Raw genomic sequence first — 10,354 nt, 5'->3', positions numbered from 1 at the left:
TTCCTTTTTAGGCTAGCAAAGGTATATGCATGAAGGGAATTGACTAAACTTAATCCCCCAAGAATTACAACTGAGCCCATATTTGCATATATTCGCACTTCACTTTATCTTCTTATTTATATTTCAAATTGAAAAAATGCAGAAACATTGAATAATACTACATCACGATCTCACACTCTTTGTTTCATCACAAACCCCTCAAAGAAATCGTCGCGGTAACTATTACCGATAGCTATTTCATACGATTTTATGAATATATCATTATTGTCAAATGATTCGATGTGACCGGTATTGACAATATATGACTTATTCACCCGCAGAAAAGTTGATTTGGGTAACAAATCGAATATGGCTTTCAAACTCATACGGGTGATAATACGTTGATCGCTAAGTTGGATTATAACGTAATCTTTCAATCCTTCAATGAAGAGAATATCGGAGAAGTTGACTTTGAAATACCGGCGTTCTGCTTTCACAAAAAAATAGTCGGCAGTAACCACCGTTTCTATGGCTTCTTTCTCTTCTTTCAGTAACAAAGAATGGTAAGACAAAGCCTTATCCACAGCTTTTTGAAAACGCTCCGCTTCAACAGGCTTAATCAAATAATCTATCGCATCCACTTCGTAACTGTCCAGTGCATACTCTGTATAGGCTGTAGTGAAAATAACCAGTGTTTTCTTTGAAATCGTACGTGCAAACTCAATTCCTGTAATCCCTGGCATCTGAATGTCAAGAAAAACCAAATCAGTCACATGTTGCTCCATGAAATCGGAAGCAGTGGACGCACTATTAAAACTCCCGATTAATTGAAGGTTACTCGATTCTTCTATCAATAGCTTCATGGCTTCACGTGCCAATGGTTCATCGTCTACAATAATACAATTCATAATGTTATACTTAAAATTACAGTATACTTATTTTCATTCTCTATCTGCTTCAGCTCATACCGACCGGGATACAACAGCCCCAATCTGCGTTGAATATTCACAAGTCCTATCCCTCCGACTTTACCTTTACTAACGGCAACTTCCGGTGTGGAATTCTCGCATCGAAACTCTAATCTATCATTATCAACTTTAAACGAAACGTGCACATACGAAGGATGCTCGCTGTCAAAACTATGCTTTACCGCATTCTCCACAAAAGGAATAAACAATAACGGCTGAATCCAAATGGAATCTGTCTCTCCATGTTCCTCCATCGTAAACTGAAAATTATCACGGCGGATCTTTTCCAGATTCAGATAATCATTTAAGAAACGGATATCCGATGCTAACGAGACTCTTTCTCGCGAACTGTCATTTATCTGATAGCGCAATAAATCCTCTAATTTGAAAAGTACTTTGGATGCTTCTTCCGGATTTCTCTTTATCAGGACATTGGCATTATTCAGCATATTAAAAAGAAAATGCGGATTAATCTGATTTTTAAGAAACTTCAGTTCCGACTGTAAAGTCGTGGATTCCAGTTCATCAATACGCAGGTTGTAGCGTAGCCAATGCATGAACAATGAAATAGCCGCAGAGCCTGCCATGACAAAGCCAATGGTCAGTATGCCCGAAAAAGCATTGATAAAAGTAGCAAAACCATTGGGATCTTTTCCGGGCAGAATCACTTCAAAAAGCAAACCTTGGGTAACTGAAAGAAAAGTAATGACTGCTATATTTGTAATGACTGCCATCAACACATAACTACCCCAACGATTCTTCAACAAGAAATAAGGAACCAATACATACAGGTTTATATATATCACCATATTCATAGAAACAAAATATGCCAGACATCCGCCTAGTCGCCTCCCAAAGGAGACTGTTTGTAAAGGCTCATACCAAAGGACGTTGATTGTTATCAAAACAACAACCAATTGCAGCAGCAAATGCCTGTATATCCGATAACGGGGACTCAATAGAAATGCAGTGACACTTTTATCATTCATGTTTCTGTCAGTGGTATTTTTATTGAAGTCATTACCATGATTGGTATCCATACTCATGACTCACCTCCTTTCAGTTCCAGCCATATACTGCCGACAGCCAATGACAATCTGTAACGGCTTCCATACAAAATATCCAATCTTTGTCTGATTCTTTCCAGCCCTTTATCGGACGACAAGAGATTTACTTCAGGACAAGCGCAAGCGAAAATAATCGTACCCTTTTCCGCTTTCAAATGAGTTTTCAATGAAACAGGAGGCTGTATCTGTTGCTCGTCTATTGCTTTGACTATATATTGTACAAAAGGGATGAAAAGCAAAGGTGGTACCAACATTCTGTTCACTTCGCCTTCGGAAGTAAATTCATAGTAAAATTGTGGTCGGGAGGTCTGTTCCAATGTCAGGTAATTAGTAAGAAATGTAATTTCGCTACTAAGCAAAACTTTGGCCCTATTGCAGTCATACAACTGATAGCGGAGAAGTTGGCTTAACTTCATCAACATCTTTGAGGCTGTTTCCGGCTCACTCAACGTTAATTCTCCCGATTGGTGCAATGTTTTAAAAAGAAGTTCAGGGCTGATCTGTTCTTTTAACCGTTCCACTTCAGAAACGACATGGGCTTTCTCCATTTGTGAAACACGCCGGTTATTAATCATCCACTCCTTCAGGAGAACTGTCATCGTACCTCCTATCATACACAGCGTAGATAACATAAAAGAAGAAATATAGTCCACTACCATGTGCATCGAAAAATAAGAACCTCGCGCATGGAGTTCCGGCCAATAGGAATATGCCATGTATTCTATTGACATCTGTATCAACAGAGCTACGATCATCGCAGCAGAAAGCAATGACAAATAGGTCAAATAATGTCTCTTCAACAAATATTTCGGAAAGAGTTGGAAAAGATTCAAGTAGATAACCGCTACATAAGTGAGCAGGTAAAGAAAGGTAAATGTGTAAATCCATCCGCCCAATATATCCTTATAATCCAAAAAGATAATAAAGACCTGATTGAAAGAGATCGTCCCCAGCACCAGGATAAGTACCAAATACCGCATCCATCGTAAGTCCGGACTAACGAGAAATCGATATAAAAAGGTAGATTCACTACCTGTTGCAAGTGTTTCAGTTGTCATACGCTTTATTGGGGACGAAGATAAAACATTTTTCCGGTTAGACTCTATACCGTATCTCTAAAATTCAAGTTTATAACTCACATTCGTCAATATCGTAGAATTGTCGCTGACATCTATTTTTCCAGTTTTCACATTATATTCATGACCGTAATGTTCTTTAGCACCCGTAAAGTTAAGTCCTTTCACTGCAAATTCATGTGATACTTTTCTCTTGTTGATACGATAACTGACAGTATAATTACCAATCAACATAGGAGAATATTGTTTTGAGAAAGCTTTCGTTTCGTCATATTGCACTTCTTTATCCGGATGATTCATCGTTGCCTCCAAGTCAATCGGAGAATATCGATCACCACCTTGCAAGGTTAGTTTCAGGTTGACACTAAGTATATTCTGTTTATTTCTTCCCAACATCCATTCTTTACCGATGAGTCCGTTTATCACATAATTACGGTTAAACTTCGTGTTATACCACACACCGTCCCCACCCCGGTAACGGGAATCAAACCAGGAACCCGAAATCATATAATAAAGTCCTTTCTCCAAAAAACGTTCGAAGGTAATGTCTATTCCCACATTGCGTCCTCTTCCTTTATTGACCAACGCATCTTCCACATAAAAATCAGAACGGTTAAGTACGGAGTAAGAACTATCCGCCATTACTGGGACATCATGCAAAAACTGGATATATGGTTCTATCTTCAGATTCATGCGATCAGAAATCTTGTAACCGAATGATAACATAATGTGCTGTGCTTTTGTAAAATCAAGATCTTTATTGACGGATTGATCGCCTGTACTTTTCGTTTTAACAAAATATACATCCATCTTTTCCATGCGACTGTACATTCCATAAGCCAACGCAAAGGTTGCTTTTGGAGTAGCTTGCCACTTCAGGCCAACCCGTGGTTCTACAGACCATTTATTGTTCAGAGTCAGAAGCTGTCCATAGATTCCGGCATTAAGGGTCCAACGCTCTGTTAATCCCACCGATGAACTATTGTAGGCTGAAATCAGACTTGTATTACCTTTTCCTTGAGATACAATTTCCAGTGGTTCGGCTTCATAAGGAGCAATGGAAAGATCCATTTTGTAGAACATATTGGTATAAGTGAATCCTGTCTTGTTCGTAAAACGGTTACTGAATTTACGATTAAAGGTAGTGGTAAATATCAGGTTAGTATATTTTGAATCAAGATCCATATAAGGAGTAGACTCCATCGAATGATTGAACAAGGTTGCTCCTCCGTCGAGTTGCGAATAGGTAGCGGCTATCGTGGTCTTCAATGATGCGTCATTATTAAAGAAATAACGATGGCTGACACCTCCGGCTGCCATATATTGCTTGTCTCTTGATTCACTGCGGTCGCCCCAATAATCCCATTTCTCTGTGTTCTTCTCAAAATCACTGGTGAACTTATCAATCAGGCTCGTTCCCCAGACAGAGAATGTTCCGGCTTTCCGTGTTGGAAAGTTAAGTTTGAGGTTCAGGTCCTGATAATCCATCGTTCCTCCTTCAAGATTCAGAAGTCCGGTTGTAGAATAACGGTAATTGAAAATATACGATGCTTTATGTTTCTTGCTCAAAGGGCCTTCGGAAGCGACGTCGATTCCCATAATTCCCACCTGAATGGTATTTTCGTTCTTTTGGTTGTTGCCGTTACGCAATTTCATGTCAAAGACTCCGGATACGGCATTTCCATATTCGGCAGGAAATGCTCCGGTGAAAAAATCAGAGTTTCCAAGCACTTGTGAACTTAGAGAGGAAAGGATTCCTCCACCCAATGTAGCGATGTCCGCAAAGTGATTCGGATTAGGAATTTCGACATCCTCCAGTCTCCATTGCAACAGATGTGGGGCATTGCCATGAATAGAAATTCCATTGGAAGAAACGCTGGGAGCCACTCCGGCAAAAGCAGAAACCAAACGTGCGGGATCATCAAATCCACCGGCATAACGGCTCGCTTCTTCTACACTCAACATGCGTGCTCCGGTAGTAGCCATCTTATTCATTGCTTCTTCCTTGTTCGTCCGCGCACGAATTACCACTTCGTTCAATTCGTTCACGCTTTCTTTCAAAGGTATTTCCAAATATATTTCCTTGGCGGAGGTCACCAGTATTTCTCTGAAAATGCCCGGTTCATATCCCATAAACGCAGCTTCTACGGTATGTCGGCCGACAGGAACCTGCGGTATACTGAAACGACCAAGACTGTCTGTTATCGTACTCGCCCCCTCTTTTTCAGATAGCTTTACTGTTGCATACGGTATCGGAAACTTCGAGTCTCCATCTATAACAATCCCACGGATGGTCTGCATCGGACGTCCTTTCCGTCCTGTTGTCTGGCTGAATACTGTTACAGACACAAATAAAGCGGTCAATAATAGGATCCATCCGCCATAACGATACATTTTACGGGAAAGTTCTTCACTTAGAACTTTTTCAAAAGTTTTGAATACTGTCCCACACTCATCTAAAGAGACGCCGGACTGAATAGATATTTTCTCCAATAATCTAGTTTTATTCATCTTCATGATTTTATTCCATTTTTATTTCGTCACGAAGATAAGGGAGAGATCAGCACTAATTTTTCAAATGAGACGAACGCGTCCCATTTGTAGACTAAATGCAAAATTAGCAAGATGAAAAATAAAAGAAAAGAAAAATGAATGAAGAAAATAACGACAAAGATGTGAAGGCTAACGATTAATCTAACGATAAGCTGCGCAACTTCCACTTTGAAAGCAGCCTCACCTTTTAATAAAAGTCACATCGCTTTTAAAGAATATATAACCCATTCTAAAGGTGGTGTGACTTTCATTAAAGTCCTTTGGTAATTACAGGCAACCCAAATAAGCCCTTTTGCAAAGTCAGAATCTTCGGCCGACCTGTCTTTGTCTTATTATAAGTAGAAGGAGATACATGCAATGTTTCTACATTCCCATTTTCAAAAGCTACCTGCAAATAATATTCTTTACGAACGCCATCCGACACATAACGATGTCTGCCGACCCTACGAGTTTTCTTATGTGTTTCTATATATTTTTTCTGTGCCATGACTTCCTCTTCATGCGTGGAAGCAGAATCGGCGAACCAGTAATTCCCCCCAAGAAACAATACACAACTGATAGCACCGACACAAACCAAATGGCAACAACAATTAATTACTTTATTATCCATTGTTGTCAGCCAAATCCATCCTTTATAGAAAGGAATTGTTGCTATCACTATTATAAGTGCCACTCCAATAGGTATCCACCAGGCAGCCAATGTATCTTCGTATACTACACAGGCAACTCCACATGAAATAATAATCACGAGAATCATCAGGATACGAAGTGTATTAATAAATATAATTTTCATGATATTGTAATATATGTCTGCAAATATACAGAATTGGCCAAATAAATAAGACAACTCCACCATTAAATAATAAATGAATGAGATATTATCAAAAAAACTACAATCTAAATAATTATCAGACTGTAGTTTTATTAATTTATGCTTAAAGGCAAATTCTATCATCGGCATCCACAAAGTAGCCCTAAAAGTATTCCTATTCTTTTATAAAAGAAAGAGTTTGATTTATATGCCTGGAGGATGTTCCTAGAAAAATTGTATATTGTCCAGTATTTGTTTTCCAACTATGTGTCTGATCATCCCAAAAAGCTAAATCCTTGGAAGTTATTATAAACTCAAGGATTCGATTTTCCCCAGGTTTCAAGGATACTTTCTCAAATCTTTTTAGTTCTTTTTCGGGACGTAATACACTTGGCTGGTTCTCTTTGATATATAATTGTACCACCTCAGCTCCTTCACACTTACCTGTATTCGTAAGAGTAACAGAACATTTTATAGTCTGTTTATCATTCATCTTGTTAGATGATAATCGTGGTTTTGTCAAAGCAAATGTTGTATAGGATAGTCCATATCCAAAAGGATAAAGCGGTTCTATCTTCTTTGTATCATACCACCTATATCCAACTAATACATCTTCCTTATAATTAACATCATACACATTAATAAGATGCTCATTTTTAAGCTCATTATAGAGTGATGCCCCTTGTGGCAAATATCCCCATGCCGGTGAATCTTTAAATGACCTTTCTATAGTCATCGGTAATTTTCCTGATGGATTTACTTTTCCGATAATAATATCAGTAAGTGCTTCAAATCCAGATTGTCCTCCATACCAACCATAAATCAAAGCTGCTAATTGTTCGTTCCATGCTGACATATCAATCGCAGACCCAGTATTGATAATAGCAATAGTGTTAGGATTATTTTTAGTGATATAGCGCATAAATGATTCGTCTTCCCTAGGTAAAGCAAACGGACGTTCTACGGCTTCTTTATCCCGTGTACCCATACTCAATAAAACAACATCAGCCTCTTTTATCTCTGCCACAGTAGGCTTTTCAATATAATATACAGTTCGCCCAAAGACTTTCTGCAAAGCATCAATCAGACTTACATTATTATACCCTATCACTTCTGCCGCACCATAGCCACGAGGTATTTCATATACAAATTTACCGGTTAATAATATTTTTCTATTTTTTGTAGGATCAAGCGGTAAAATTTCATTCCTGTTTTTAAGTAATACCACACCTTCTTCTGCAACTCGCCTCGCAGTCTGCTCATGTTCAGGATATTTACTTAACAAAGTCGTGTCATACTTAGGCCTGCTATAAAATCCCATGGCAACACAAGTAGCCAAAGTGGGCCGTATCATATCGTCTAAATCCTTCTCTGTTATTTTCTTTTCATGATATAAATCCAATACTGATACTCCAAAATTATATGAACCCGGCATTTCCAGATTTTGACCTGATTTAATAACCTTTTCCAAATCCCACACAGAATTCCAGTCACTCATAACCAACCATTTAAATCCCAGCTTTTCTCTAAGAATCTTCTTTATTACATACGAACTTTGTCCTGCCCATTCGCCATCGATCTGATTATAAGAAGTCATTACAGACATAGCTCCTGCATCTATCCCAGCTTTAAAACCCGGCAAATAGATTTCATTCATAGCACGTTCTCCGATAATGGAATTACTCCGTTTACGATAAAATTCAGTATTATTCCCGTAGAAATGCTTTAAACATGCCGCTGTACCCGTACTTTGAAGTCCGGTCACATATTGACTGACCATTTGAGATACCAAATAGGGATCTTCTCCAAAATATTCAAAATTTCTGGCACATTGAGACTGTCGATAGATATTTAATCCGGGACCTAACAAAACCTCAATTCCTCCAGCTCTACATTCTTCTCCAATAGCTTTAGCATATTGGTAAGATAACTCCGGTGAAAATGTTGAGGCTAGCAAAATGGGAGAAGGAAAAGCTGTTGAACGTTCCAGTTGCTTTACAACGTTAGGATCAGGCAAATTATTCCGGATATTAACCCCTTGTGTCGCATCCGACAAATAAACAGGAAGTATTCCTTTTTCTTCAAAACCTTTGATAAAAAACTTATTATAGCCCCTAACCATGAGCGCTTTTTCCTCAATTGTCAGCTTCTTTAATAATTCATCCGCCTTCTTGTATGCTTCACTTGTCTCCATTACCTGTTGTGCATATAAACCAATGCAATTTACAAGCATGAAAATCAATAGAAAAAGTTTTTTCATATTCTGATATTAATTGAATGTGGAACTTCTCTTTTACTGATTAAAAGAGAAGTTCCACAATTAGTTTTTAGTTATTGTATAAATCTTGTATTTCTTCTTCTGACAATATTCTGTTATACAAAATAAAATCATCCAGATAACCATTCAAGAAGTTCTCAGGTGCAAATTCTCCATTAGTAAATCGATAGTTACAACCAATATAGTATGGCCAATTATCTACCACCTTGTCAACAACCCCTTTCTTTTCAATAACTTTCTGCCCATCTATATACAAATAACTATCTCTTTTTCCATCCACTTTCTTATAAATACATACATAGTGATGCCACTCACCGTCATCCATTCGTTTACCTTCATATTCAGCCCAGTTTCCTGCTTTTCCCTTGTATTCTACACAGAAAACAACAGTTTTACCACTGGTATCAAGTCTAAACCAACTTTGTCTGGGCACAGGATCGGTATAAGTAGCACCAGGTCCCACACCTTGATGAAAGACTGCATTCTTAGCTGTCATATTTGAAACCTTCACCCAAAATGCAACTGTAAATTCACTATCCGTATAATGATTCTTCAATCCTTCTTCAGGAATAGACAAAATTGAATAATTTTGCTTGTCGCCTTGGAAGTGTGCTGCAAATCGACATTCAGCACTTTCTCCGGAAAAGCGCGCCTGAGAATTATATACACTGGAACCAGCTCCTGCCGTAAGTTCCTCAGGATTCAATTGATTTGGACCTGCATCTTTATTATCACCATCGAATGGCAAATACAATACTAACTTTTCTGCAGAAACAACATATACATAACCTTCTTTCTCTTTCGTAGAGCTATTTACTGAGTTTTTAGCTTTCAACGTCACTTTGTATTTTCCTGGATTATTATATTGCACTACAGGATTTTGTTCTACAGAACTGGCTGGAGTACCTCCTTCAAATGTCCATTCCCATTCTTCAACCGTTCCTAATGTCTTATCCAAGAAGTTAATATATCCCCCGGCATAAGTATTCCGGCATTGTGCACCAAAATCAGCGGCAATCGCATTTTTATCAATAACAGTAATATAATCCTCTCTTACTTTGTCCGAAGACGCTTTGGGATTCTTAGCTGTCAATTTAATAGTATAGATTCCCGGAGAAAGTGTCATTTGTGGATTTTGTTCTGTTGAAGTGATAACTGCTCCACCTTCTTTAGGTGTGAAACTCCATAACCACTCATTCGGATAGCCTTTGGACAAATCTTTAAAAGAAATAACATCTTCATTTGTAGCAGTAGTTTTATCTGCAGAGAAGTCAACAGTTATCTGCGACGGATAGTTAACAGTAATATATTGTTCCTTCACCATTTCGTTTGCTTCTTCTCCGCGTCCGACAGACAAGGTAACCGAATAAACTCCAGGCTTATTATATACAACATTAGGACTAAATAAGATTGAGGTTTCTGGTTCTCCACCTTCGAACCGCCAATTCCATTTAGAAGGTTCACCAGTAGATATGTCTTTGAAAGTAATACTTTCTCCGATTGTGACTTCCTGAAGATCTGATTCGAAAGCAGCTTGCAAGGACTGCAAATCATCTTCAGAACAAGCCAATAACAATATCACAACAATACACTGTAATAAATATATAGTTTTTCTTTTCATA

Annotated in this window: 7 protein-coding genes; all 7 read right to left on the bottom strand. The window is 38.2% G+C overall.

All coding sequences use genetic code 11. From position 1 onward, the window contains the following. Positions 1 to 170: 170 nt before the first annotated feature. On the bottom strand, positions 171 to 887 hold the full coding sequence (locus LPH68_RS11560; protein WP_009039899.1) for a LytTR family DNA-binding domain-containing protein: 717 nt from the start codon (positions 885 to 887) through the stop codon (positions 171 to 173). Then, complete coding sequence (locus LPH68_RS11555; protein WP_009039900.1) at positions 884 to 1,993, bottom strand: sensor histidine kinase; 1,110 nt, start codon at positions 1,991 to 1,993, stop codon at positions 884 to 886. Before LPH68_RS11555 ends, LPH68_RS11560 begins: the two co-directional genes overlap by 4 nt. After that, positions 1,990 to 3,072 (bottom strand): sensor histidine kinase, encoded by a 1,083-nt coding sequence (locus LPH68_RS11550; protein WP_009039901.1) that lies wholly within the window; start codon positions 3,070 to 3,072, stop codon positions 1,990 to 1,992. Before LPH68_RS11550 ends, LPH68_RS11555 begins: the two co-directional genes overlap by 4 nt. 57 nt (positions 3,073 to 3,129) lie before the next feature. Beyond that, a complete protein-coding gene (locus tag LPH68_RS11545) occupies positions 3,130 to 5,607 on the bottom strand; it encodes a carboxypeptidase-like regulatory domain-containing protein (protein WP_230296939.1) in 2,478 nt (825 codons plus the stop codon). A gap of 286 nt (positions 5,608 to 5,893) precedes the next feature. After that, complete coding sequence (locus LPH68_RS11540) at positions 5,894 to 6,436, bottom strand: hypothetical protein (protein ID WP_151922904.1); 543 nt, start codon at positions 6,434 to 6,436, stop codon at positions 5,894 to 5,896. A 193-nt stretch (positions 6,437 to 6,629) separates the two neighbouring features. Further along, entirely contained in the window at positions 6,630 to 8,714 is a 2,085-nt protein-coding gene (locus tag LPH68_RS11535) for a glycoside hydrolase family 3 C-terminal domain-containing protein (RefSeq protein WP_004314817.1), read from the bottom strand. 67 nt (positions 8,715 to 8,781) lie between these two features. Continuing rightward, positions 8,782 to 10,353 carry a PKD domain-containing protein gene (locus LPH68_RS11530; protein ID WP_004314818.1) on the bottom strand — a complete coding sequence of 524 codons (1,572 nt, stop codon included), beginning with the start codon at positions 10,351 to 10,353 and terminating at the stop codon, positions 8,782 to 8,784. Between the last annotated feature and the right edge of the window lies 1 nt (position 10,354).

Source organism: Bacteroides sp. 1_1_30 (assembly GCF_020982715.1).
Taxonomy (GTDB): Bacteria; Bacteroidota; Bacteroidia; order Bacteroidales; family Bacteroidaceae; genus Bacteroides; species Bacteroides xylanisolvens.
Note: the sequence above shows the minus strand (reverse complement) of the source record. Positions and strands in the feature narration are given on the sequence as shown.

Bases quoted from the DNA above. Each gene is read 5' to 3' on its own strand.
- LPH68_RS11560 (WP_009039899.1), bottom strand. From the start codon at position 887: ATGAATTGTATTATTGTAGACGATGAACCATTGGCACGTGAAGCCATG.
- LPH68_RS11555 (WP_009039900.1), bottom strand. From the start codon at position 1,993: ATGAGTATGGATACCAATCATGGTAATGACTTCAATAAAAATACCACT.
- LPH68_RS11550 (WP_009039901.1), bottom strand. From the start codon at position 3,072: ATGACAACTGAAACACTTGCAACAGGTAGTGAATCTACCTTTTTATAT.
- LPH68_RS11545 (WP_230296939.1), bottom strand. From the start codon at position 5,607: ATGAAGATGAATAAAACTAGATTATTGGAGAAAATATCTATTCAGTCC.
- LPH68_RS11540 (WP_151922904.1), bottom strand. From the start codon at position 6,436: ATGAAAATTATATTTATTAATACACTTCGTATCCTGATGATTCTCGTG.
- LPH68_RS11535 (WP_004314817.1), bottom strand. From the start codon at position 8,714: ATGAAAAAACTTTTTCTATTGATTTTCATGCTTGTAAATTGCATTGGT.
- LPH68_RS11530 (WP_004314818.1), bottom strand. From the start codon at position 10,353: ATGAAAAGAAAAACTATATATTTATTACAGTGTATTGTTGTGATATTG.